General features: G+C 73.5%; 23 protein-coding genes. 13 read left to right on the top strand and 10 right to left on the bottom strand.

Annotated features, from left to right (window positions below; genetic code table 11):
• The first annotated feature begins 103 nt into the window (after nt 1-103).
• Together ACZ39I_RS00600 and ACZ39I_RS00595 are read left to right on the top strand one after the other, a co-directional pair.
• Nucleotides 104-1,072 (top strand): D-2-hydroxyacid dehydrogenase family protein, encoded by a 969-nt coding sequence (locus ACZ39I_RS00600; protein WP_467241386.1) that lies wholly within the window; start codon nt 104-106, stop codon nt 1,070-1,072.
• 152 nt (nt 1,073-1,224) lie between these two features.
• Nucleotides 1,225-1,524: a chaplin gene (locus tag ACZ39I_RS00595; protein ID WP_467241385.1), complete on the top strand. Its 300-nt coding sequence runs from the start codon at nt 1,225-1,227 to the stop codon at nt 1,522-1,524.
• A 137-nt stretch (nt 1,525-1,661) separates the two neighbouring features.
• Here ACZ39I_RS00595 and ACZ39I_RS00590 read toward each other — a convergent pair whose 3' ends face one another.
• The 8 genes from ACZ39I_RS00590 to ACZ39I_RS00555 form a co-directional block, all read right to left on the bottom strand.
• On the bottom strand, nt 1,662-2,528 hold the full coding sequence (locus ACZ39I_RS00590) for a tyrosinase family protein (protein WP_451471174.1): 867 nt from the start codon (nt 2,526-2,528) through the stop codon (nt 1,662-1,664).
• Complete coding sequence (locus ACZ39I_RS00585; protein ID WP_467241383.1) at nt 2,512-2,994, bottom strand: tyrosinase cofactor; 483 nt, start codon at nt 2,992-2,994, stop codon at nt 2,512-2,514. The genes ACZ39I_RS00590 and ACZ39I_RS00585 overlap by 17 nt, the downstream gene beginning before the upstream one ends.
• A 171-nt stretch (nt 2,995-3,165) precedes the next feature.
• Entirely contained in the window at nt 3,166-3,678 is a 513-nt protein-coding gene (locus ACZ39I_RS00580; protein ID WP_467241381.1) for a hypothetical protein, read from the bottom strand.
• Nucleotides 3,679-3,802: 124 nt separating this feature from the next.
• Nucleotides 3,803-4,408, bottom strand: a complete 606-nt coding sequence (locus ACZ39I_RS00575; RefSeq protein WP_467241379.1) for a vitamin K epoxide reductase family protein — start codon at nt 4,406-4,408, stop codon at nt 3,803-3,805.
• Between the two features lie 4 nt (nt 4,409-4,412).
• Nucleotides 4,413-4,913: a DUF5949 family protein gene (locus tag ACZ39I_RS00570; RefSeq protein ID WP_467241378.1), complete on the bottom strand. Its 501-nt coding sequence runs from the start codon at nt 4,911-4,913 to the stop codon at nt 4,413-4,415.
• A gap of 187 nt (nt 4,914-5,100) precedes the next feature.
• Nucleotides 5,101-5,382, bottom strand: coding sequence for a hypothetical protein (locus ACZ39I_RS00565; protein WP_467241376.1), 282 nt, complete (start codon nt 5,380-5,382; stop codon nt 5,101-5,103).
• A 146-nt stretch (nt 5,383-5,528) separates the two neighbouring features.
• On the bottom strand, nt 5,529-6,131 hold the full coding sequence (locus ACZ39I_RS00560; RefSeq protein WP_467241374.1) for a hypothetical protein: 603 nt from the start codon (nt 6,129-6,131) through the stop codon (nt 5,529-5,531).
• Between the two features lie 156 nt (nt 6,132-6,287).
• The gene (locus ACZ39I_RS00555; protein WP_467241373.1) at nt 6,288-6,527 is read right to left on the bottom strand and encodes a chaplin; all 240 of its coding nucleotides are present in this window, start codon (nt 6,525-6,527) and stop codon (nt 6,288-6,290) included.
• Nucleotides 6,528-6,784: 257 nt separating this feature from the next.
• Between ACZ39I_RS00555 and ACZ39I_RS00550 the strand changes: the two genes are divergently transcribed.
• The 9 genes from ACZ39I_RS00550 to ACZ39I_RS00510 all read left to right on the top strand — a co-directional run bounded on the left by ACZ39I_RS00550 (nt 6,785) and on the right by ACZ39I_RS00510 (nt 17,556).
• Complete coding sequence (locus tag ACZ39I_RS00550) at nt 6,785-7,909, top strand: DUF3344 domain-containing protein (protein WP_467241371.1); 1,125 nt, start codon at nt 6,785-6,787, stop codon at nt 7,907-7,909.
• Between the two features lie 49 nt (nt 7,910-7,958).
• Nucleotides 7,959-9,134, top strand: coding sequence for a glycosyltransferase (locus ACZ39I_RS00545; protein WP_467241369.1), 1,176 nt, complete (start codon nt 7,959-7,961; stop codon nt 9,132-9,134).
• Nucleotides 9,131-10,555: an exopolysaccharide biosynthesis polyprenyl glycosylphosphotransferase gene (locus ACZ39I_RS00540; RefSeq protein WP_467241368.1), complete on the top strand. Its 1,425-nt coding sequence runs from the start codon at nt 9,131-9,133 to the stop codon at nt 10,553-10,555. The genes ACZ39I_RS00545 and ACZ39I_RS00540 overlap by 4 nt, the downstream gene beginning before the upstream one ends.
• A 6-nt stretch (nt 10,556-10,561) precedes the next feature.
• Nucleotides 10,562-11,926, top strand: coding sequence for an O-antigen ligase family protein (locus ACZ39I_RS00535; RefSeq protein WP_467241366.1), 1,365 nt, complete (start codon nt 10,562-10,564; stop codon nt 11,924-11,926).
• Between the two features lie 350 nt (nt 11,927-12,276).
• Nucleotides 12,277-13,917 (top strand): murein biosynthesis integral membrane protein MurJ, encoded by a 1,641-nt coding sequence (gene murJ, locus ACZ39I_RS00530; RefSeq protein ID WP_467241364.1) that lies wholly within the window; start codon nt 12,277-12,279, stop codon nt 13,915-13,917.
• Nucleotides 13,907-14,662, top strand: coding sequence for a polysaccharide deacetylase family protein (locus tag ACZ39I_RS00525; protein WP_467241362.1), 756 nt, complete (start codon nt 13,907-13,909; stop codon nt 14,660-14,662). The genes murJ and ACZ39I_RS00525 overlap by 11 nt, the downstream gene beginning before the upstream one ends.
• A 1-nt stretch (nt 14,663) precedes the next feature.
• Entirely contained in the window at nt 14,664-15,809 is a 1,146-nt protein-coding gene (locus ACZ39I_RS00520) for a glycosyltransferase (protein ID WP_467241360.1), read from the top strand.
• A complete protein-coding gene (locus ACZ39I_RS00515; protein ID WP_467241358.1) occupies nt 15,806-16,462 on the top strand; it encodes a YveK family protein in 657 nt (218 codons plus the stop codon). Before ACZ39I_RS00520 ends, ACZ39I_RS00515 begins: the two co-directional genes overlap by 4 nt.
• Nucleotides 16,459-17,556 (top strand): GNAT family N-acetyltransferase, encoded by a 1,098-nt coding sequence (locus ACZ39I_RS00510; protein WP_467241357.1) that lies wholly within the window; start codon nt 16,459-16,461, stop codon nt 17,554-17,556. The genes ACZ39I_RS00515 and ACZ39I_RS00510 overlap by 4 nt, the downstream gene beginning before the upstream one ends.
• A gap of 22 nt (nt 17,557-17,578) precedes the next feature.
• Here the strand turns inward: ACZ39I_RS00510 and ACZ39I_RS00505 are convergent, their stop codons facing one another.
• Nucleotides 17,579-18,913 (bottom strand): glycoside hydrolase family 26 protein, encoded by a 1,335-nt coding sequence (locus tag ACZ39I_RS00505; protein ID WP_467241355.1) that lies wholly within the window; start codon nt 18,911-18,913, stop codon nt 17,579-17,581.
• A 116-nt stretch (nt 18,914-19,029) separates the two neighbouring features.
• On the opposite strand from ACZ39I_RS00505, the gene ACZ39I_RS00500 reads away from it, so the two are divergent.
• On the top strand, nt 19,030-20,355 hold the full coding sequence (locus ACZ39I_RS00500) for a carboxylate--amine ligase (RefSeq protein WP_467241353.1): 1,326 nt from the start codon (nt 19,030-19,032) through the stop codon (nt 20,353-20,355).
• Nucleotides 20,355-21,641, top strand: a complete 1,287-nt coding sequence (locus ACZ39I_RS00495) for an NAD(P)-binding domain-containing protein (RefSeq protein ID WP_467241351.1) — start codon at nt 20,355-20,357, stop codon at nt 21,639-21,641. Before ACZ39I_RS00500 ends, ACZ39I_RS00495 begins: the two co-directional genes overlap by 1 nt.
• 78 nt (nt 21,642-21,719) lie before the next feature.
• Here the strand turns inward: ACZ39I_RS00495 and ACZ39I_RS00490 are convergent, their stop codons facing one another.
• Nucleotides 21,720-21,806 (bottom strand): hypothetical protein, encoded by an 87-nt coding sequence (locus ACZ39I_RS00490; RefSeq protein WP_467243281.1) that lies wholly within the window; start codon nt 21,804-21,806, stop codon nt 21,720-21,722.
• Between the last annotated feature and the right edge of the window lie 270 nt (nt 21,807-22,076).

Below are 22,076 nucleotides of genomic sequence, written 5' to 3'. Positions count from 1 at the left end.
GCGGCCGAGATCATGCGCGACCGCCACTGACAGTGCCACGGCGTAGAGTCGATCACCTGAGCGGATCAAGCCCGGACCGGATCACGCAGGGGGAAGGACCGACATGCGTCTGCACTGTGCCGTGCTCGACGACTTCCAGCGGGTGGCGACCGAGTTCGCCGACTGGTCCCCGCTCGCGGACCAGGTCGACGTCGTGTGCCACGACACCCACTTCGCCGACGAGGACGCCCTGGCGGCCGCGCTCGCCGATGCCGACATCGTCGTCACCCTGCGCGAGCGCGTCCCCTTCCCCGCCTCCCTCATCGCCCGGCTGCCCCGGCTCAAGCTGCTCATCGCCTCCGGCATGCGCAACTCCGTCATCGACTACGCGGCCGCCGAGGCACACGGGGTCACCGTCTGCGGTACGGCCAGCTCCTCGGCCCCGCCGGTCGAGCTGACCTGGGCACTGCTGCTCGGCCTGGCCCGCGGGATCGTCGAGGAGAGCAACGCCCTGCGCGCGGGCGGCCCTTGGCAGAGCACCGTAGGCGCCGACCTGCACGGCCGCCGGCTCGCACTGCTCGGCCTCGGGAAGATCGGCGGCCGGGTGGCACAGGTCGGGCTCGCCTTCGGCATGCAGGTCAGCGCCTGGAGCCGGAACCTCACCAAGGAGCGCGCCGACGAGGTGGGCGTAGAACTCGCCCCCTCCCTGCCCGACCTCCTCCGCGCCGGCGACTTCGTTTCCGTCCACCTCGCCCTCGGCGACCGCACCCGAGGTCTGCTCGGCCCCGCCGAACTCGCCCTCCTCAAGCCCGGCGCCTATCTGATCAACACCTCCCGCGCGGCGATCGTCGACCAGGACGCGCTCGTCGCCGCCCTGCACGAAGGCCGGATCGCCGGAGCGGGCGTCGACGTCTTCGACACCGAGCCCCTCCCCGCCGACCACCCGATGCGCACGACACCGCGCCTGCTCGCCACCCCGCACCTCGGCTATGTCTCGCGGGCCAACTACACGACGTACTACAGCCAGGCCGTCGAGAACATCCAGGCGTACCTGGCGGGTTCCCCCGTACGACGGCTGACCGGTCCGAGCTGATTTCCCTCGCACGCCAGATCGGTGCCCGGTCCCCCGCCGCAAAAAGGGTGATCCCCTCATGAACGCCGTTACCAGGAGTGAGCCTCCGCGTTGAAGGGGGAGTGCGACGGCGCGTCCTGCCGCCGCACTCACCGAGTCAAAAGGAGAACGTGATGTCTCGCATCGCGAAGGCAGCAGGAGTCGCCCTCGGCGCCGGTGCCGTGGTCATCGGCGGCGCCGGCCTGGCCCTGGCGGACGCCAATGCCGAGGCCGCCGCCATCGGCTCGCCCGGCGTCCTGTCCGGCAACGTCGTCCAGGTTCCGATCCACATTCCGGTCAACGTGTGCGGTAACACCATCAACGTGGTCGGTCTGCTGAACCCGGCCTTCGGCAACACCTGCGCCAACATCAGTGGCGGCGACAGCCACAAGGGCAACCCCGGCCCGGGTGGGCACAGCGGCTACGGCGGCTGATCGTCCGTACGCGACACAAGAGCCCCGGCACCTCGAGCGCCGGGGCTCTCCCCATGTCCGTGACCATGTGCGGGACCATGTGCGGGACCCGGTCCGGGACCATGTGCGGGCCCATCCCCGCGGGCCCGCCCCAGGTCTCAGGCGTACCGGTAGATCCCGCTGACGTCCTCCAGCTGATCCGGCGTCACGTTCCACGGCGGCAGCTTCTCGTGCCGGGCCACGACCCGCTCGTACTGGTCGCTCGCCGGGCCGGGCGGCCTCGCGGGCAGATAGCGGGCGCCGCCGTGCCGGCGCTGCCAGCGGTACCAGCACAGGTCGATGAAGGCGTGGTGCAGCCAGAACACGGGGTCGTTGACGGACGCGCCGCCGACCATGGCCCCGCCGACCCAGCGGTGCACCCGGTTGTGGTTGCGCCAGGCGGCACTGCCCCGTCCGCTCCCCCACCCTTCCAGCTTGTTGCGGAAGCCCTTGGTCACCGTGGAGTTCCAGGGTGAGACGTCGTAGACGGGGTCGGCGAGCGCCCCCTCCAGCTCGCTCCTGGTCGGCAGCGCGAGAGGAGCGGCGGCGTGCCCGAGGTCCCGGGTGAGGAACCGCCCGTCGGTGACGCCCTCCGTGAGGGTCCAGTTGCCGCTCGCGTAGGCGAACGGCCCGGTCATCACCTGGCGGTCCGAGCGCCGCCCGTTGCCGCCGAGGAGGTCCTTGGTCCAGGGCACGGACGTCGTCCCACGGTCCCGGGTCCAGTCCCAGTACGGCACCGTCACCGACGGGTCCACCCGGCGCAGCGCCCGCTCCAGGTCCAGCAGGAAGCGGCGGTGCCAGGGCAGGAAGGAGGGCGCCATGTGGGCCGTCCGCAGACCGTGCTCGCCGTCGGAGACGTAGTACTGGATGTGGGTGCGCACGAACTCGTCGTACTCGCCACGCCGTTTCAGCTCCAGCAGGGCCTTCACGAACCGCCGCTTCTCGGTGGCGGTGAGGGTGCTGACGTCCTTACGCGTGTACACCATGGTGTCCCCCCATGTGTGTGTCGCCCGCCATGGTCCCCAGGTCGCGCAGCCGCTGCCCGGGCCCCAGCTCGTCGACGGCCGCGCGGGCCGCCTCCAGCGGTGTCGGGTACGAGCGGTAGTGGTCGACCATGCTCAGCCAGCTGCCGTCGGCGCGGCGCATGAGGTGCAGCGGTCGGCCGTCCACGGTGACCTGCCACGGGACGGCGTCGGCGGGGTGCCCGGCGGCGATCATCCGCAGGCCGCGGATGCGCCGGCCGCGATGGATCTCGTCGAAGTCGAAGGCCGCGTCCACGGGGTGCGCGGCCCGGCGCTCGGGCCGGGAGGCAGCGACGACGGGGGCCAGCGCGACGGCCGCGGCCGTGGCGAGCAGCGCGCGCACCGCGTCCCGCCGCGCGGTGCGCACCGGCCGGGGTCTCACCGCCCCCGTTTCGGCCCTCGCCACTCCCCCACCGACGCTGACGACCATCGTGTACTCCTCGTCCGGTTGCGATGTACACAGCCGTAACCGCCTGAGGGCCCCCGTGGTCACTCCTTCGGCCCAGGCGGTCTCGGAAGGCCGACGGGCCCGGGCCGCCATGCCCCGGGCCCCGGCCCTCGCCGAACCGCCGAACCGCCGAGCCGCCGCGTTGGCGCGGTCCTAGAGCCCCGGTCCCATGCCCAGGTCCGCGCCGGGCACCGTCTGCAGGACCGGGGCGAGGATGCCCGCCTCCGGGAGCTTCGTGTCCGGCAGGCCCATGTGGTCGGGGTTCGGACGGGTCAGCGGGGCGTCCACGCTCAGGCCGGGCGCCAGGGTGCGCAGATCAGCGGCGGGTACGCCGACACCGACGTGGTCGAAGCCGTCTCCGAGAATGTGGGGCACGGGCGCGCGCAGGCCGGCGCCGGGCAGGCCGCCGGTGAGCGGCACCTGCGGGACAGTACGCGCCGGGAGGAGCCGGCCCTCGACGAACTGCGGACCGTCGGGCTTGCCCGGTCGCGGCAGCGGGATCTCCCCGCTGAGGCTCGGCAGCTCCATGTTGAGGTTCTTCTCGGCGGCTTCCAGCGGCACCGGGACGGGGACCGTGCCGACCGCGGCGGCGGGCGCGGCGGCGGCACCCATGGCGGCCGCGACGCCGGCGGCGACGGCGGCAAGGGTTCGGGGGGTCGACTTCATGGCAGGTGCGGTCCCTTTCAGGGTTCGGGGGCTCAACGTCCGTACCGCGTAACGATCCTGGGGCGGTCACCAGCGCAAGAATCCCCCGGGTGCCGCAGTAGTACGACGAACCGACAGCGGCCGGTCAGCTCGTCCAGAAGTCCCACCAGCGGGTCAGGACCAGCATTCCGACGATCCCGGTGTGCAGCACCGGTGGCCCCCAGGCGAACTCGTCGAGGAACGTCCTCACCGGTCCGGGCGCGGGCAGGAACCGGTGGCGTACGGCGTGCGCGACGACGTACCAGAACAGCAGGATCGTGGCGACCCACGCCAGACAGCACCACAGGCACAGCGCGTTGATCCGGTACAGCGACTCGAACTGCAGCCACGACACGAACCCGACGCCGAACAGGCAGCCGGCCGCGAGGGCCAGCCAGTACCAGCGGGGGAAGCGGGCGCCCGCCAGCAGGCTCACGCCGACGCAGATCACCATGCCGTAGGCGACCAGGCCCAGCATCGGGTTGGGGAACCCGAAGGCCGCGGCCTGGTCGCTCCGCATGACGCTGCCGCAGGACACCACCGGGTTGAGGCTGCACCCGGGGGTGAAATCCGGGTCCTCGAGCAGCTTGAACTTGTCGAGCGTGATGACCCAGGAGGCCAGCAGCCCGGCCGTCCCGGTGATCACCAGCAGCAGGGCGAAGGCGCGGCCCGCGCCCGCGGGCTCCCGCGTGTGCTGTCCCGGGGCGGTCACGGCGTCAGGCGCGCAGGCTGCGGGCCGGCAGCACGATGTGCGCGGCGGCGTCCAGGGTCTCGTCGGCGTTGACGAACTCGGCGAGCGTCGCCGGGTCGACGGACTCGCCCGGCGCCGCCTCCGGCCAGGCCCGGGTGGTGAAGATCAGGTAGGCGAAGCCGCGTGCGTCGACCGCCGCCAGCCACTCCGGCGGCACGGTGCACTGGACGTTGAGCCGCGGCATGGTGAGGACGGCCTGGCCCGCGACGACGAGCAGACCGACCGGGAGACTGGGCCTGGCGATGCCGTCGACCAGCTCCCGGCCGACCGGCAGGCCGTTGTCCGTCAGCAGCCGCTCGACCGCCGCGGACGTCGTCTCCGGACCGCCCTCGGCGTTCCCGAGGGAGCAGACCAGGAGGTGGGGGATGTCGACGCCGCCGGCGTTCTCCCCGCTCCAGGGCAGTACGACGATCGTGCCCAGGTCGGCGGAGCGGAAGGGCCGGGTTTCGCTTGGGGTTGAGGTCACCGGGCGACCTTAACGACGCTCCGGACGGCCGCCGGACGCGTTCTCACCCGTGTGGGCGATGGGCCGCCGTCCGTCCACACGAACGAGGGACGGGCTCGAACAGCGCGAAGGGCCGATCCCATGGCCCGGACGGCCACCACGGAACCGGCCCCATTCCCGGACGGATCCGGTGCGGGGAAAAGCGGAGTCAGCCGCCCACGGGAAGAACGCCGACAATTCCGCCGTCGTTGTTCAGGTCCTCGGTCGCGCCCTTCACGGTGTTGAGCACGGAGTCCTTGTTCTCGGTGTTGAGCGCGTCCGACTGGTGCTGCAGCGGCATCACGTCGATGGGACCCCTGGTGAGCGCGTTCACGGCGCCGTTGAGGCTGGTGGGCGTGAGGTCGGCGTTGTTGTATGCGAACGCGGGCGCTGCGACACCGGCGAGGACCAGGGAACCGGCAACGACAGCAGCGGCCTTCAGGGACTTCATCGTGTTCCTTTCTTCGGCAACTCATGTCGCCAGAGAGAATTCTGACGCCGTGCCCAACGAGTTGCGTCCGGAGCGGAAACCCCTCCGATGAGTCCTCATATGAGATCCCTGAGCTCCATGAAAGACCGCGCGAAAGGGCCGCGGGGCTAGCTCGGCAGGCCGTTCGCCGGAAGGCCCGGCGGGCCCGGCAGGCTCGGTCTGGGCAGCTTGCCGCCCAGCAGGGTCGCGGCGACGGTGTTGACGAGACTCGTCACCGAGCCGGTGACCGCCGGTGGCACCTGAGCGGCGTCTCCTGAGGTCACCGCCTTGATCAGCTCGTCGATGGCCTTCTGCAGCGCTGCCAGCGCGTCGCCGATGACGTCGACGGGGGCCACGCTCGCGTTGACACCGCTCCTCGTGGGGGCGGGGAGCGTGGCGGCCGGGAGGGCCGGGGCCGTCGTGGTGGCCTTGGCGATGGCGTCCTTCACGGCGGTGCCGAGCCGGTTCGCCTCGGCGGCGGAGAGCTGGCCGTTGTCGGCCTTGAGCACGGAGTTCAGCAGGTCGGTGACCGGGGTGAGTACGCCGCCGAGGCCACCGAGGCTCTTCACCTGGGCGAGGAGCGTGTCCGCGTCGGGCAGGGGCGCAGCGGACGCCGTACGGGCGCGCTCCTGGGCCGGGTCGGCGGCGACGGCGGCCGGGCCGACCGTGCCGACCAGCAGGGCGGCGCACAGTGCGGTGGACGCGATGCGCCGTGCGGGCAGACCACGCATGGGTGTTCCTTTCGATGAGCATCGGATCTGTGCCCACCGTGAATTCACCCACCGGGCCCCGCAACCGGTGTCCCCCGTTCGGGGAAACGCAGACCGGCCGCTCTTCCGCGTGCGAATCACGGGAGGGCGGCCGGCCGACGGAGCGACGGGTGAACGTCAGTCGTTCACGCACTGGTTGCCGAACGCCGGGTTCAGCAGGGCGATGATGTCGACGGTGTTGCCGCAGAGGTTGATCGGAACGTGCACCGGAACCTGGACGACGTTGCCGGACAGCACACCCGGGGAGTGAGCGGCGACGGCCTGCGCGCCACTGTCGGCGACAGCGATGCCCGCACCACCGGCGACGGCCGCGGCGGCAACGGAGGTCAGGGCCAGGCCCTTCGCGATACGCGACATGGAGAGTTGCTCCTTGGGGGTTGACGCAAACACCCGGGCGGGGATGCCCGGCGCTGTGTCAACGCGCGGCGCCTTCGCGGGTTGTGCGGCCAAAGGGGTGATCCACCGGGATCCCGGGTGTGCGATTGCGACACGATTGACCGGTTTGACAGTAATAGTCCGGAACGCGGCTAGAGTTGCGGCTCTCCCGACGCCCCCACAGACGGCATGTCGCACGCAACGGGGCGCCGTAATTTCCGGAAAGGGCAACGCCGGTCATGCGTAATTCCCCGGGTCCACTGCTGCGCCGTGCGATGGCGGGCGTGCTCTGTCTGGCGGCCCTCACCGCGCCGGTCTGCGCCGAAGCGGCGGTCTCCGCCCCCTCGACCGCCCCGCCGGTCGCCCCGTCGGCCGCGGAGGCGCGGCGACTCCCCTTCACCGAGCGGTACCGCGCGACTCAGCACGGCGGCATCGTCCGCGCCGCCAACATCTCCATCAGCTGCCGAGCCACCGGCGCCCGGGCCGCAGCCTCCTGCCCGGCCGTACGCGCGGGCGGGCAGGGGGTCAACGGCGGCTTCGACATGTTCTACGTCGACGTGGACCGCGACCCCAACACCTACAACTCCTCCCGCGCCGAGGTCCGGCTCCCCGAGGGCTCACGGGTGACGTACGCGCGCCTGTACTGGGGCGGCAATCTGCGGGTGGGCGAGCAGAAGCCGCCGAAGGACAACGGGCGGGTGCTGATCGCCGAGCCCGGCGGCGAGTACAAGGCCCTCCTCGCGGACACGGTGGTGGGCCACCGGGTGACCCACGGCGCGGACGCCTACCAGGCCTCGGCGGACGTCACGAAGCTGGTCCGGGAGAGCGGTTCGGGCCTGTACACGGTGGCGCAGGTCAACGTGGCGATGGGCAGGTCGACGGCCGGGGCGTGGGGCGGCTGGACGCTGGTGGTGGCGTACGAGAACGCGGCCCAGCCCCTGCGGCACCTCTCCCTGTGGGACGGCTTCGACGCCCTGAACTCCCGTACCGTCCAGGAGATCCGTCTGAACGGGCTGCGCCTGCCGAGGAACGGCACCGGCCGGGCCGGGCTCGTCGCGTACGACGGCGACCGCGGCCGCACGGGTGATTCGTTCACCGTGTCGACCGGCCGCGGTTCGAACACCGTGCTCGCCGGTCCCGCCGGCCCCCGGGGCGACGTACTGAACTCGACGATCTCCGAGATGGGGGCGCCCACGCCGGAGCGTGTGCCCTCGTACGCGCACACCCTGGGTTACGACTCGGACGTGTTCGAACTCGGAAACGCCCTGCGCGACGGCGGTGACCACCTGGCCTTCCGGCTCGTTTCCCACCGGGACGCGGCATGGGCCGGCGCGCTCTTCGTCGTCGTCGACGCCCGGCAGTAGGCCCGTTCCGGCCCGTCCCGAGCCCGTCCCTGAGCGAGGAAACCGCGCAATGCACCAGTCAGCAACCGACCCCAGGCCGCGGGTCCTGCACCTCACGCAACCCGTGGACGGCGGGGTGCCCCGGGTGGTGACGGACCTGACGCGGGCCCAGGTCGCCGCCGGTCTGCACGTCACGGTCGCCTGCCCGCGCGGCCCTCTCACCGCGGACCTGCGGGCCCTGGGCGCGGACGTACGGCAGTGGGAGGCGACGCGCTCGCCGGGTCCGACACTCGTTCGAGAGGTGCGGCGGCTCGCCCGGGTGATCGCGGAGGTGCGGCCGCATCTGGTGCACGCGCACAGCGCGAAGGCCGGACTGGCCGGGCGGCTCGCCGTGCGGGGGCGGATCCCCACCGTGTTCCAGCCGCACGCCTGGTCGTTCGAGGCCGTCGGCGGCGTCACCGCCGCCCTCGCGCTCGGCTGGGAGCGGGCCGGATCGCGCTGGTCCGCGCGGACCGTGTGCGTCAGCGAGGCGGAGCGCCGGACGGGGCTGCGGGCCGGGATCGCGGGGCGGTGGAGCGTGATCCCCAACGGGATCGACACCGAACGCTTCCGTCCTGCCTCCGCGGACACCGTACGGGCGCAGCTGCTGCCCGAGGTCGATCCGGCGGCCCCCCTCGTGGTGTGCGTGGGGCGGCTGTGCCGGCAGAAGGGGCAGGACGTCCTGCTGCGGGCGTGGGACACGGTGCTGCGCCAGGTGCCGGACGCCCGGCTGGTGCTGGTCGGGGACGGACCCGAGCGGGACCGGCTGCGCGAACGGGCCCCGCGGTCCGTGCTCTTCACCGGGGCCGTCGCCGATGCCGTGCCCTGGTACCGGGCCGCCGATCTGGTCGTGCTGCCCTCGCGCTGGGAGGGCATGGCGCTCGCCCCGCTGGAGGCGATGGCCTGCGGGCGGCCCGTGGTGGTGACGGACGTGGACGGCGCCCGGGAGAGCCTGCCGCCCGCCCTCGCACCGCACTGCCTGGCGCCCCCGGAGAACCCGGCGGCACTGGCCGGCAGCGTCGCCGCGCTGTTGCTCGACCCGTCGCTGCGCGAGTCGCTCGGCCACCGGGGCCGCCGTCACGTCCTGTCCACCCACGACGTGCGGCGCACGTCCGAGGCGGTGGCGGGCCTGTACCGCGACCTGCTCGACGCCGAGCTCGCCGCGCGCGTCGCGCCCACCGAGCACAGGGAGCCCATCCACTCGTGACCGCGGAAAGCACCGTCCCCTCCCCCGGCGGACAGGCCCGGGACCTCGGATTCTCATCCGTTTCGATCATGCCGCCGCGCGACCAGGGAGCCGGATTCCGGTTCCCCGCCCGCCGGCCCACGGCCCGCCCCGCCTCCCCGGTCCCGCTGCTCACCGCGGACCTTCTCGCCGGCCTGGTGGGTGCGTTCGCGCTCAGCGGCGACCGGTTCCGGCCGCTTCTGGTGGCCGTGCTGCTGGCCGCGTCGATACTGCTGCGTCCGCACCCGCCCCGTCAGGTGGCCGGCGTCCTCGACGAACTGCCCGCCGTGTGCGCAAGGATCGCGGTCGCCTGGCTGGTCCTCGCCGCCGCGGTGGCCTCGTACGACGCGGACCGGGTGCTCTCCCCTGCCACCCTGGCCGTCGGCTTCCTGCTCCAGTCGGTGGCGGCCTGCGTGGGCCGCGGCACCGTGCGCCGGCGCCAGCGCGTGACCCGGCTGGTCCGTCCGCGCGCCGCTCTGGTCATCGGCCCCGCGGCGACCGCGCAGCGCGTGGCCGCCGCCGTACTGCGCCATCCGGGCTGTGGGGTACGGCCGGTGGGGATCGTGAGCGAGCAGTCCGACGGCGGCGAGGGGCTGCCCGTGCTGACGACCGGCGAGGAGGTCGAGCGGGCGCTCATCCAGAACGGCGTACAGGACGTCCTGATCGTGCATCCCTCCGTACGGTCCCGGCAGGGACCGCTGCTGCGGGCACTCGCCGAGTCGGGGTGCGCGGTGTGGGAGATCGACGCGGAGTCACCGTCGTACGAGACGAGGGAGCAGCTCGCCGGGTTCTCCTGCCGGCGTCTGGTGATGGGGTCGCGGCGGCGGGGCAGCGCCGGGAAGCGGGCGCTGGACGTGATCGTGTCCGGGACGCTTCTGTTGCTGGTCAGCCCGCTGCTGCTGGTGTGCGCGGCGGCACTGCGGCTGAAGGGCGGGCCGGGGGTGGTGTTCCGGCAGGAGCGGATCGGCATGGACGGCAAGCCGTTCACGCTGCTGAAGTTCCGCACCCACAGGCCGGTCGACGCGCACGAGGCGGCGACGCGCTGGAGCGTGGCGAACGAGCACCAGATGCCGTGGCTGTGCCGCTTCCTGCGCCGTACCTCGATGGACGAGCTGCTCCAGCTGTGGAACGTCCTGCGGGGCGACATGAGCCTGGTCGGTCCGCGGCCCGAACGCCCTTACTTCGTCACGAAGTTCAGCCAGACCTACCCCGGCTACGCGGCCCGCCACCGGATGCGGACCGGCATCACCGGGCTCGCCCAGGTCCACGGTCTGCGCGGTGACACCTCGATCGAGGACCGCTGCCGGTTCGACAACGCCTACATCGACAACTGGTCGCTGTGGCAGGACATCTGCATCCTGCTGCGCACCGCGGCCGCGCTTGTGCGTCCGACAGGGAGCTGAGCACGCATGAGTCTCGCACTGAGCCTGCCGCGGGTGCGGGAGCTCTCTCCCGTTCTGCCGGTGGTGGCCGTGGTCGCGCTGCTGGCGCTTCCGGTGTCGCCGACCGCCGAGAGCGGTGCGGGACCGGCCGACGCGGTCTCCGGCCTGGTGGTGCTGTACTGCGTGATCCGGCTGCTGCGGGAGCGGCGGCGCCCCCTGTCGCGAACGGCCGCCGTCGTCCTCGGCCTGCCGGTGGCCGCCCTGGCCGTCGCCGCGGTGAGCGCGTCCTCCCCGGTGGCCGGGCTCACCGGTATGGGCCGCTATCTCCAGGTCTTCGTGGTGGTCCCGGTGGCCGTGCTGCTGCTGGTCCGGGACCGGCGCGACTTCCGGCTGCTGGCCTGGTCGTTGGTGACCCTGGCCGGGTGGCAGGGGGCGATCGGCGTGCACCAGTACGCGACCGGGACCGGCGCCTCCTACCAGGGGGCGGACATCCGGGCTGTCGGCACCTTCGGGCCGGCGGACGTGATGGGGATGGCGACCGTCGTCTCCTTCGGGCTGGTCTGCGCGCTCGGGCTGGCGCTCGGACGGGCGTCGGTACGGCAACGGGTGGTCGCCGCCGGGTGCGCGCTCGCGCTGCTGCTGCCGCTCGCGTTGTCCTTCAGCCGGGGCGCGTGGATCGCCACGGCCGTGACGTGCTCGGTGCAGCTGGTGCTGGCCGGGGTGCGGCGGGCGCTGGCGGTGGGGGCCGTGGTGGCTGCCGTCGGCGTGGTCCTGGTGGGTGGGTTCGGGCTGGGTTCGGCGCAGTTGCAGGAGCGGATCGACAGCATCACGCAGGTCACCGACGCCCCCGACCAGTCCGTGACCGACCGGTACACCATGTGGGCGGCGGCCGTCGGCATGTGGCGCGAACAGCCGCTGACCGGTGTGGGGTTGAAGGGCTTCCCCGAGCAGCGGGACGGGCACGCCTCGCTGGCCCTGTCCGCCGGCAGTGACACGGAGGGTGCGGGCGCGGCCTTCCGCCGGCAACCGCTGCTGTCCCCCCACAACATGTACCTCCTCGTCCTCGCCGAACAGGGTCTGATCGGCCTGCTCGCCCTCGCGGGGAGCTGGCTGGCGCTGCTGGTGTGCGGGCTGCGGGGACTGGTGCGGGCGCGCGGGTCCGGGCGCGGGCTGGACTGCGCGCTCGTCGGCTGCGGACTGCTGGTGTGGCAGCTGACGGACTTCGCGTACGCGGACATCGGCGGCCCCTCGACGGTACTGACGGCGGTGTGCTTCGGGGTGGTGGCGTGGTGGGCGCTGGTCGGAAGCGGGGCGGTGGCGGCGCGGGACGGGAGCGGTGCGGCACCGGCGCGGGACGGGGCCGGCGAGACCGAGGAGGCCGGAGCGCGATGACGGTGACACCTCCGCGTGCCTCGACGTCGGCCGGGTCTGATGCCGCTGGACCCGGGCGAGCTTCCGGGTCGGTCGGGTCCGGCGCGGACTTTGGGCAAGATTCCGGGTCGGCGGGGCCGGGCGCGGACCCCGGGCCGGCTTCTCGGTCGGCCGGGTCTGACGCCGACCCCGGGCCGGCTTCCAGGTCGGCCAGGTCGGGGGCGGACGATGGGCCGGCTTCCGGGTCAGCCGGGCCGGGCGCCGAGCCTGGGCCGGCTTCCGGGGCGGCCGGGTCCGCGTCCGGCGCGGGCCCCGCTTCCGGGTCCGCCAGCTCTGCCGCCGCCCCCCGCCTCGCCGACGCCCCCCTTCCCGTGCCCACGGCGCGCGGCGCCGTCGACTCGCCCGCCGGGGCTCCCGAACTTCCTCCCGTCTCCCGGCGTTTTCTCGCCAAGGCCACCGCCGTCACCGCCGCCCTGTCCGTCGCCGGGGCGCTGCTCGGGCTGGTGCGGGATCAGTCGCTGGCCCGGTTGTTCGGGGCCGGCAGCGGGACGGACGCCTTCCTGGTGGCGTGGACCGTGCCGGAGTTCGCGTCCACTCTGCTCATCGAGGACGGGCTGGCCTTCGTACTGATCCCGGCGTTCAGCCTGGCCCTCGCCCGGCGTGCCCAGGGTGCCCCCGGCGATCCGGTCCGGGCCCTGGTCGCCGCCACCCTGCCCCGTCTGACCTTGGTCTTCGTCGCCGCGTCCGCGCTGATCGTCGCCACCGCCCCCTACCTGGTCGAGGCCCTGGCGCCGGGCCTACCCGACCCTGCCCTGGCCGTGGACTGCACCCGGCTCACCGCGACCTGTGTACTGAGCTTCGGGCTCGCCGGGTACTGCAGCGCGGTGCTGCGGGCCCACCGGCAGTTCCTGATGCCGGGCGCGATCTACGTGGCGTACAACGCCGGCATCATCGCGGCGATGTTCGTGCTGGGCGGCGACTGGGGGGTGCGTTCGGCCGCCGTGGGTGTCGCGGCCGGCGGTGCCCTGATGGTGGCGGTCCAACTTCCCGCGATGTGGCGGCAGTTGCGGCGCTCCCCGGTGCGTCGGGAGGAGCCCGCCGAGACCCCGGACCGGGCGGTGACCCTGGCACTCGTCGCCCCCGTCCTGCTCTTCGCGCTGTGCCGGCAGTCCCAGGTCCTCGTCGAGCGCTTCCTCGCCTCCGCCCTGCCCGCCGGGGCCATCTCGCACCTGAACTACGCGCAGAAGGTGGCCCAGATCCCGATGACCCTGTCGCTGATGCTGTGCACCGTCACCTTCCCGGTGGTCGCGCGGGCGCTGGCCGACGGGGACACCGAGCGGGCCCGCGCCCGCGTGGAGCGGGACCTGGCGCTGGCCGCCTGCACGGTGCTGCTCGGTGCGGCCACGGTGATCGCGTGCGCCCCCCAGATCATCGAAGTCCTCTTCCAGCGCGGCGCGTTCACCGCCCGGGACACGGCGGCCACGGCGGACGTGATGCGCGTGTACGCCCTCGGGTTGCTCGGCCAGACCCTGGTCGGCGCGCTGGTCCGCTCGTACTTCTCGGCGGGCCGCCCCACCTGGTACCCGGTCTGCGCGATGGCCGGGGGCATCCTCGTCACCTCGTGGTCCGGCGCCTTGGCGGTGGGCCCCTGGGGCGTGTCCGGGATCGCCGCCGCCAACGCCGCCGGGATCACCGTGACGGCGGCGCTGTTGCTCGCCGGCATGGGGACGGCGTACCGGGGCGTCGCGCGCGGTATCCCGGTCCGCACCCGGCAGGTGCTCGCGGAGCTGAGCCGGCCGGTGTGCGCGGCCGCGGTCGCGACACCGGCGGGCGCGCTCGTCGCGAGCCGCACCGGGGAACCGCTGCCGGGACTTCTGGCCGGGGTGGCGACCGTGGCCGCCGTGTTCGTCCTGGTCGGCCTGGCCCTGGGCGCCCAGGGCTTCGCACCCGCCCTCCGTTCCGTACGGGCCGCGGCCCGTGCCCTCACCCGAAGGCTGACGCATGGCCGTTGACTCCTCCGCAGGCACCCGCACGGCGCCCCGCCGCGGTCCCGCTCCCTGGGTGGCGATGTACCACTCGGTGTCCAACTGCTCGGACGACCCGTACCGCATCACCGTCACTCCCGAGCGGCTGGAGCAGCAGCTGAGATGGCTCGCCCTGCGGGGGGTGCGGGGCGTGTCCATGGCCGAGCTGTTGGCCGCACGCGCGCGCGGCGAGGGCCGGCGCCTGGCGGGGCTCACCTTCGACGACGGCTACGCCGACTTCGTCGACCACGCCCTGCCCGTGCTGCGCCGGCTGGACTTCGGCGCCACCCTCTTCGTACTGCCCGGCCGGCTCGGTGGCGACAACGCCTGGGATCCGCTGGGCCCGCGCAAGCCGCTCCTGACGGCCGACGGCATCCGGCAGGCGGCGCGGGCGGGGATCGAGATCGGCTCGCACGGGCTGACCCACGTCGACCTGACCGCGGCGGACGACCTCCGGCTGAAGGCCGAGGTCGTCGAGAGCCGGGCCGCGCTGGAGGACCTGCTCGACGCACCGGTGGAGGGCTTCTGCTACCCCTACGGCACGCTCGACCAGCGGACCGTCGAGGCCGTACGGAGCGCCGGATACCGGTACGCCTGTGGCATCGACCCCGGCCCGCTCACCGGTCCGCACGCCCTCCCCCGCGTCCACGTCGGACAGAACGACGACGCCGTACGCCTGTTCCTCAAGTACCGGCTGCACCGGCTGCGGCGCCGCCCCGTGGAGGGTCTGTGACATGAGGGCCCTGCACATCATCACCGGCCTCGGCGTCGGCGGCGCCGAGCAGCAACTGCGGCTGCTGCTGCGGCACCTGCCCGTCGACTGCGAGGTCGTGACGCTCACCAACCCGGGCACGGTCGCCGACGGGCTCACCGCGGACGGGGTGCGGGTCACGCACCTCGGCATGGCCGGCAACCGCGACCTGGCCGCGCTGCCCCGGCTGGTCCGGCTCATCCGCCGGGGCCGCTACGACCTCGTCCACACCCACCTCTACCGTGCCTGCGTCTACGGCCGGCTCGCCGCGCGGCTCGCGGGCGTCCGGGCGGTCGTGGCCACCGAACACTCCCTCGGCGACTCGCAGATGGAGGGACGCAGGCTCACCTCGGGCGTCCGGGCGCTGTACCTGGCCAGTGAGCGGCTCGGCCGTTCCACCGTCGCCGTCTCCCCCACGGTCGCCGACCGGCTCAGGCGCTGGGGGGTGCCCGCACCGCGGATCGAGGTCGTGCCGAACGGCATCGACCTGGACCGCTTCCGCTTCGACCCGGAGCGGCGGCTGCGCACCCGGCAACGGCTCGGACTGCCGGAGACCGCGTACGTCGTCGGCGGCATCGGCCGGCTCACGGCGGCCAAGCGGTTCGACGTACTCATCCACGCGCTCGCCCAACTTCCCGCTGACTACTGGCTGTTGCTGGTCGGCGGTGGGCCCGAGGAGCACGTGCTGCGGCGCACCGCGCAGGCGGCCGGGGTGGCGGACCGCGTCTTGTTCACCGGTGAACGCCCCTGCGTACCCGACGGCTCCTCCGGTCCCGACCTTCCCTCGCTCACCTCCGCGATGGATGTGCTCGCCTCGGCGTGCCCCGAGGAGGCGTTCGGTCTGGCCGTCGTGGAGGGCCTCGCCGCCGGGCTGCCCGTGCGCTACGCCGCCTGTCCCGCGGTCGAGGACCTGCCCCCGCACTCCGCGCCGTCCGCGCGCCGTGTGACCGGCGGCCCCGACGCGTTCGCCCGGGCGCTGGAGGCGGCCCGCGCCGAGGGCCCCCTCCCGCGCACCGTGCCCGACGCCGCCCACCACTACAGCATCGCCCGCAGCGCCGCGCGGCTCATGGACGTCTACGCGGCGGCCCACTCCTCGCCCTCGTCACCTCACGGAGTCAGTTCCTCATGACCGAGAATCCCACCGGCGCCCGCCGCCCGTCCGCCGTCCTCACCCGGGCGAGGTCGCTGCCGGCCTGGTCCCTGCTGGCGGCCGGTGTCCTCGCCGGCGGTCTGCTCGGCGGCACGTACGGCCTGGCCAGGACGCCGACGTACACGGCCACCAGCTATGTCGTCGCCGTACCGACCGAGAAGTCCGACTCCGCGACCGCGCTGGGCTTCGCGCAGGCCTACGGCCGGGTCGCCCCACAGCTCGCGGTGCTCGGGGACGCGCAGGTGTGGGCGGGCGTGCCGGTGAAGACGCTGCAGTCGAGCGTGCAGACGGCGACCTCGCCGGACGCGCCGATGGTCGCGATCACGGCCACCTCCTCGCGCCCGGACCTCGCCGCCGACATGGCCAACGCCGTCTCGCGCGCGCTGACCCGGCATGCGAACGACTCCCAGGCCGACACCCATGTCGAGCTCCGGCAGTTCGCCCGCGCCACCCGCCCCGTCGCACCGTCCTCGGCGTCCCCGGCGGTGACGGGTCTGGTGGGGGCGAGCGCGGGCGGTCTGCTCGGCGGCCTGGTGCTGCTGGTCCGGCCCCGGCGGGCCACGGAGGACCCCGCACGACCGCCGTCCGTACCCAGCCCGGCCACCGCCGCCGATGTCCACGGGCAGCTGTGAAGTACACCGTGGAACTCGTCACCGACGACACCGTCTTCGCGGAACTCGCCCCGGACTGGCGCGAGTTGTACGGAAGGTGCGCGGCGGCGACCCCGTTCCAGAGCCATGCCTGGCTGCACTCGTGGTGGCTGTCCTACGGCCGACGCGGCCGGCTGCGTCTTCTGCTGGTCCGTGACGGCCGTGAGCTCGTCGCCGCCGCCCCGCTGATGCGGGTACGGCGTCCGGTGCCGACGCTCGTGCCGCTCGGCGGGGCGATCTCCGACTACGGGGACGTACTGCTGGACGACGAGCGCGGCGAGGAGGCGGTGACCGCCCTCACCGAGGGGCTCGCCTCGGTGGCCCGCACCGCGCTGATCGACTTCCGCGAGGTACGTCCCGGGGGCGCGGCCGAGCGGATCTACGACCGCTGGCGCGGCCCGCGTCGCCGGGTGAGCGACTCGCTGTGCCTGGAGCTGCCGGCCGTACCGATGGACGAGCTGGTCGCCCGGCTGCCCTCGGCGAAGGCCCAGCGGGTGCGGGCCAAGCTGCGCAAGCTGACCGCGCTCGGCGTCGAGCGTCAGGTGGTGCGGCCGGAGGAGGTGGACACGGCGCTGCGGCGACTGCTGGAGCTGCACCGGCTCCAGTGGCAGGGGCGGAAGGTGACGTCGGAGCATCTGCGGCCGCGGTTCTGTGACCACCTGGTGCGGTCGGTGGAGCCGATGGTGCGCTCGGGGGACGCCGTGGTCACCGAGTTCCGCCTCGGCGAGGACGTGGTGGCCGTGGACCTGACACTGCTGTCGCGACGGCTGGCGGGCGGCTATCTCTACGGCGCCCATCCGCGGCTGCGGGAGAACAAGGCGGACGTGGCGGTGATGCTGCTGGACGCGTGCGCCGAGCACACCCGTAACGGCGGGCGCGGCACGCTGAGCCTGCTGCGCGGCAACGAGCCGTACAAGCATCACTGGCGCCCCGAACCGGTCGTCAACCAGCGCTTGTTGCTGGCCCGGCGGCGCACCGCCCCGCTGCTGACGGCGACGCTGTGCGACGTGGCCGCCCGCCGGCGGGGCAAGGAACTGCTGCGACGGTGGAGGGAGCGCGGTGGCGACGGGCCGTGACCGACCCGCCGCCACCTGGGTCTCACCGGCTGCGCGACCACCAGTCGAAGCGCAGGCACAGCTTCCCGCCGAGCCAGTACTCGACCCAGTCGCCCAGCTGCACCGGGGAGCAGTTGGCCGGGGGCACGGGCGTGGCGGCCGGTGCGGTCGGAGTGGCGGGTACGGAAGGAGTCACCGGAGTCGTCGGTGTGGTGCTTCCTCCGGGCTCGGTCGGCTGCGGGGTCGGGTCGCCGGTGCGGCCGAAGAGCACGGACCGGTACACCTGCGAGGACCTGGGGTTGTCGGCGCACTGCCAGACACCGTGCGGACAGTAGTCCGTCAGCGTGTTGTAGAGCGGCTTGTGCACGTCCATCCACGCGAGCATGCTCCGCATGTACGCGGAGTTGTCACCGTTGCGGAAGAGTCCCCACTCCGGGTAGGAGATGGGCTTTCCGTGCGCCTTCGCGAAGTCCACCTGGGCCTGAAGACCGTACGGCTCCTTCACCTGCTCGTCGAACGACAGCCCGGTCGGCTGGTCGTACGAATCCATGCCGATGATGTCGACCGTGTCGTCCCCGGGGTAGCACTCCGTCCAGGGAACGGCGTCCCGGCCGCGGCTCGGGGCGAAGTCGAAACGGAACTTCTGGCCCGGCACCGCGCGCATCGTGGTGACGATCCTCTTCCAGTACGTCTTCCACGCCTCCGGGTCGGGTCCGCAGCGGTGGGTGTACGTGGTGCCGTTCATCTCCCAGCCGAGGACGACGATCGTGTCCGGCACCTTCAGCTCGACCAGCCGCTCGGCGAGCGCGCGGAAGTGGCGGTCGAAGGCCCCGTCGGCGGCCCGGCGCAGCAGCTGCCGCACCTCGGCGTCGGAGACGTTCTCCTCGTTGCGCTCCATCATGGGCACGTTGAGGACGAGCATCCTGTCGGCCTGCCGGGTACGCCAGTCCGCCCAGACGTCGAGGAAGCCGTGCCCGCCCTCGATGTTGGTCCAGCGGTCGCCGGGCAGATAGGTGTGCCCGACGCGCAGCTCGGCACCGCCCAGCCAGTGGCTGAGCTCGGCGATCCGGGCCACGCCTCGGGGGCCATAGTCGAGGTAGGCGCCGAAGGCGGGGCCGACCTTCGTCGGCGGGACCGGCGTGACGGGGACGGGCGAGACCGGCGACACCGGTGCGACCTGCGGACTCGGTGGGATCGGCGGGGTGACCGTCGGCGCCGGGACCGGCGGGGTGACCGTGGGTGTCGGAGCGGGAGGATCGGCGACCCGCGCCGTCCCCGCGGCGAAACCCGGACCCGACGCCAGGACGACCGACGCGGCGGCCGCCGCCATGGTGACCGCCAGTCGTCGGGAACGGGCCCCTCGCTGCTGTGAGGACATGCCTGCTCCTTTCTCTCCGATAACTGACACTCAGTCACATCAATACGACCAACGCCACCGCGGTTGCGGCTTTCGAGTGCACCGATCGCCCGCCCGAGTGAAACCACCCGAAGGAAATGCCCGTGTCGCTGCTCGACACCCGCGTCCCCGCCGTCCTGCTGCGGATCGACCGGAATCCCTTTCACCACGGAACGCTGGGGGCCGTACGCTCACTCGGCAGGGCGGGAGTCCAGGTCCATCTCGTCGCGGACGCCACCGGAAGTCCCGTACGCAATTCCCGCTTCGTACGCCAGATCCACCCCCCGCCGCCGCCCGGCGCCTCCCTCGCCGACATCGCCGCCGCACTGCGCCGGATCGCGACCGGCGTCGCGCGTCCGGCCGTGCTGATCCCGATGGACGACGCGAGCGGCATCGCGGTGGGCCGGCTGCGTGAGGAACTGACCCCCGCCTACCTCCTGCCGCAGCAGCCGGGCACGCTGCCCGAACGCGTGGCCGACAAGGCGGAACTGGCCGGGGTGTGCGCGACGGCGGGGGTGCCTCATCCGGAGACGGTCATCCCGGAGAGCGCGGAGCACGCCGCGAGCGCCGCCCGGGGACTGGGGCTCCCGTTGATCGCCAAGTGGAGCCGGCCCTGGCTGCTGCCTGCCGGGGCCGGGCTGCGCAGCACGGTCGTGGTCCGCTCGGCGCAGGAGGCGCGGGAACTGTACCTGCGGACCGGAGAGGCCGGCAGCCGACTGCTGCTGCAGGCCTTCCTGCCTCCGGGCCCCGACCGGGACTGGTTCTTCCACGGGTACGCCGACCGGTCGGGGGCGGTGTGCGGCGGCGGCCCAGGCGTCAAGTCGCGGGCCTGGCCGCGCGGCGCCGGACTGACGGCGGTCGGCCGCTGGGCACCCAATCCGCACGTACAGCTGCTCGCCGAGCGGCTGGCAGGCGAACTGGGCTACCGCGGCATCTTCGACCTCGACTTCCGCCGCTGTGGCACGACGGGGCGCTATCACCTGCTCGACTTCAACCCGCGCCCCGGAGCCCAGTTCCGGCTCTTCACCGACACCGCCGGGCTGGACGTCGTACGCGCCCTGCACCTGGACCTGACCCACCGTCCGCTGCCGGACGGGGCGCCGTTGCCGGGGCGGGAGTTCGTGGTGGAGAACTACGCCCCGCTGAACGCGCTGCGGCCCGCCCCTCCCGCCGGCCGCGAACTGGCCTGGAACGCGCGCGACGACCGGGGGCCCGGACGGGCCCTGTGGGGTCTGTGGGGGCGCCATGTGTCGGGTCGGCTGCTGGATCGCGTGCGGGGGGCGGCGGGCGCGACCGCCTCCGCCGGCGAGTCGCCGACCGCCTTGTCCCACGACCTGTCCCACGACCTGTCCGAGAACGTCTCCGATGACGTCTGCGATGGCGTCTGTGACGACGTCTGTGACGAGAAAGCGAGCAGTTGTTGATGTACGACCTACTGGTGGTGGGCGCCGGGCCCTACGGCCTGTCCATCGCCTCCCACGCCGCGGCCGCCGGGCTCAGGCTGCGTGTCTTCGGCCGCCCCATGGCGTCCTGGCGTGACCACATGCCCCGCGGCATGTTCCTCAAGTCGGAGCCTTGGGCCTCCAACCTCTCGGATCCGGACGGCCGTTGGCAGTTGGACCGGTACTGCGCGGACCAGCGGACGGCGGCCCGGCACGGGGAGCCGATCCCGGTGGAGACGTTCGCCGAGTACGGTCTGTGGTTCGCGCGCAACACCGCGCCCGAGGTCGACGAACGCATGGTGACCCGGGTGACCCCCTGCCCCGGCGGCTTCGAGGCGGTCACGGAGGACGGACAGGTCGTGCACGCCCGTACGGTCGCCCTGGCGGTCGGCGTGATGCCCTTCGTCGAGATCCCGCCGGCCCTGCGCGACCTGCCCCCGTCCCTCGTCTCGCACAGCAGCCACCACCACGACCTCTCCCGCTTCCGCGGACGGGACGTGACGGTCATCGGGGGCGGCCAGGCGGCGCTGGAGACCGCGGCCCTGCTCGCCGAACAGGGCACGCGCGTACGGGTGTTGGTGCGCGCCGACCGCCTGTCCTGGAACGACGTGCCACCGCCGTGGGAACGCCCCTGGTGGCAGTCGGCCCGCGCCCCGCACAGCGGCCTGGGCTGCGGCTGGCGCAACTGGTTCTACGCCGAACGCCCCGGCCTCTTCCACCGCCTCCCGGAATCGACCCGCACCCGCGTCGCCGCGACGGCACTCGGCCCGGCGGGCGCGTGGTGGGTGAGGGACCGGGTCGAGGGGGCGGTGGAGGTCCTGCCCGGTCACGAGGTCGCGGCGGCGGGGCCGGTGCGGGACGGGGCCGGGGTACGGCTGGAGGTGGTGCACCGGACCGGCGGCGAGGGGACCGGAGTCCTGGCGACCCTGGAGACCGACCACGTCATCTCGGCCACCGGGTTCGCGGCCACCTGTGACCGCCTGACCCTTCTCTCCCCCGACCTGCGCGCCGGCCTCACGAGCGGCGCGGCCGGTTCACCCCGGGTGACCTCCGTCTTCGAGTCCTCGCACCGCGGCCTGTTCCTGGCCGGCCTGATCACCGCGCCGGGGTTCGGCCCGGCGATGCGGTTCGTGCACGGGGCGGCCTACACGGCGGGGACGCTGGTACGGGGGGTGCGGCGCCGGCTGCGGGCCGGGGACGTGGGCGCGGTGGTTCCGGCGCCGGGGAGGCGGGGGCACAGCGGGGCACCGGCGGGTGTGCGCGGCTGACGCCCGTCGAGCCTCGGGTGCGGTGTCCCGGGTACCGGGTCGCGGGTGCCGGACGTTCACCGTCCGGCACCCTGCGCACTACCGTCGGGAGGCGGCTCGGCCGCGGCGGTACAGGACGACGCCACCCACGATCATCGCGGCGCTGGCACCGGAAGCGGCCAGCATGGCCTCGGCACCGGTGTGCGGCAGCTGGGGCGGGGGCGTGTGATGACCACCGGGAGGCGGGGAGTTCTCGCCACCGGGCGGCGGCGTGTGGTCACCGCCAGGGGGTGGCGTGTGGTCGCCCGGAGGTGGGGTGTGATCACCACCGGGAGGCGGCGTGTGGTCACCGGGCGGAGGCGTGTGATGACCACCGGGAGGCGGGGAGTTCTCGCCACCGGGCGGCGGCGTGTGGTCACCGCCAGGGGGTGGCGTGTGGTCGCCCGGAGGTGGGGT

This window comes from Streptomyces sp. NPDC024687 (assembly GCF_055559055.1).
This window is presented reverse-complemented; position numbering and strand designations above follow the sequence as displayed.

Excerpts from the sequence above, each read along its gene's own strand:
- ACZ39I_RS00600 (WP_467241386.1), top strand. The coding sequence starts at position 104 with ATGCGTCTGCACTGTGCCGTGCTCGACGACTTCCAGCGGGTGGCGACC.
- ACZ39I_RS00595 (WP_467241385.1), top strand. The coding sequence starts at position 1,225 with ATGTCTCGCATCGCGAAGGCAGCAGGAGTCGCCCTCGGCGCCGGTGCC.
- ACZ39I_RS00590 (WP_451471174.1), bottom strand. The coding sequence starts at position 2,528 with ATGGTGTACACGCGTAAGGACGTCAGCACCCTCACCGCCACCGAGAAG.
- ACZ39I_RS00585 (WP_467241383.1), bottom strand. The coding sequence starts at position 2,994 with ATGGTCGTCAGCGTCGGTGGGGGAGTGGCGAGGGCCGAAACGGGGGCG.
- ACZ39I_RS00580 (WP_467241381.1), bottom strand. The coding sequence starts at position 3,678 with ATGAAGTCGACCCCCCGAACCCTTGCCGCCGTCGCCGCCGGCGTCGCG.
- ACZ39I_RS00565 (WP_467241376.1), bottom strand. The coding sequence starts at position 5,382 with ATGAAGTCCCTGAAGGCCGCTGCTGTCGTTGCCGGTTCCCTGGTCCTC.
- ACZ39I_RS00560 (WP_467241374.1), bottom strand. The coding sequence starts at position 6,131 with ATGCGTGGTCTGCCCGCACGGCGCATCGCGTCCACCGCACTGTGCGCC.
- ACZ39I_RS00555 (WP_467241373.1), bottom strand. The coding sequence starts at position 6,527 with ATGTCGCGTATCGCGAAGGGCCTGGCCCTGACCTCCGTTGCCGCCGCG.
- ACZ39I_RS00550 (WP_467241371.1), top strand. The coding sequence starts at position 6,785 with ATGCGTAATTCCCCGGGTCCACTGCTGCGCCGTGCGATGGCGGGCGTG.
- ACZ39I_RS00545 (WP_467241369.1), top strand. The coding sequence starts at position 7,959 with ATGCACCAGTCAGCAACCGACCCCAGGCCGCGGGTCCTGCACCTCACG.
- ACZ39I_RS00535 (WP_467241366.1), top strand. The coding sequence starts at position 10,562 with ATGAGTCTCGCACTGAGCCTGCCGCGGGTGCGGGAGCTCTCTCCCGTT.
- ACZ39I_RS00525 (WP_467241362.1), top strand. The coding sequence starts at position 13,907 with ATGGCCGTTGACTCCTCCGCAGGCACCCGCACGGCGCCCCGCCGCGGT.
- ACZ39I_RS00520 (WP_467241360.1), top strand. The coding sequence starts at position 14,664 with ATGAGGGCCCTGCACATCATCACCGGCCTCGGCGTCGGCGGCGCCGAG.
- ACZ39I_RS00515 (WP_467241358.1), top strand. The coding sequence starts at position 15,806 with ATGACCGAGAATCCCACCGGCGCCCGCCGCCCGTCCGCCGTCCTCACC.
- ACZ39I_RS00505 (WP_467241355.1), bottom strand. The coding sequence starts at position 18,913 with ATGTCCTCACAGCAGCGAGGGGCCCGTTCCCGACGACTGGCGGTCACC.
- ACZ39I_RS00500 (WP_467241353.1), top strand. The coding sequence starts at position 19,030 with ATGCCCGTGTCGCTGCTCGACACCCGCGTCCCCGCCGTCCTGCTGCGG.
- ACZ39I_RS00495 (WP_467241351.1), top strand. The coding sequence starts at position 20,355 with ATGTACGACCTACTGGTGGTGGGCGCCGGGCCCTACGGCCTGTCCATC.
- ACZ39I_RS00490 (WP_467243281.1), bottom strand. The coding sequence starts at position 21,806 with ATGCTGGCCGCTTCCGGTGCCAGCGCCGCGATGATCGTGGGTGGCGTC.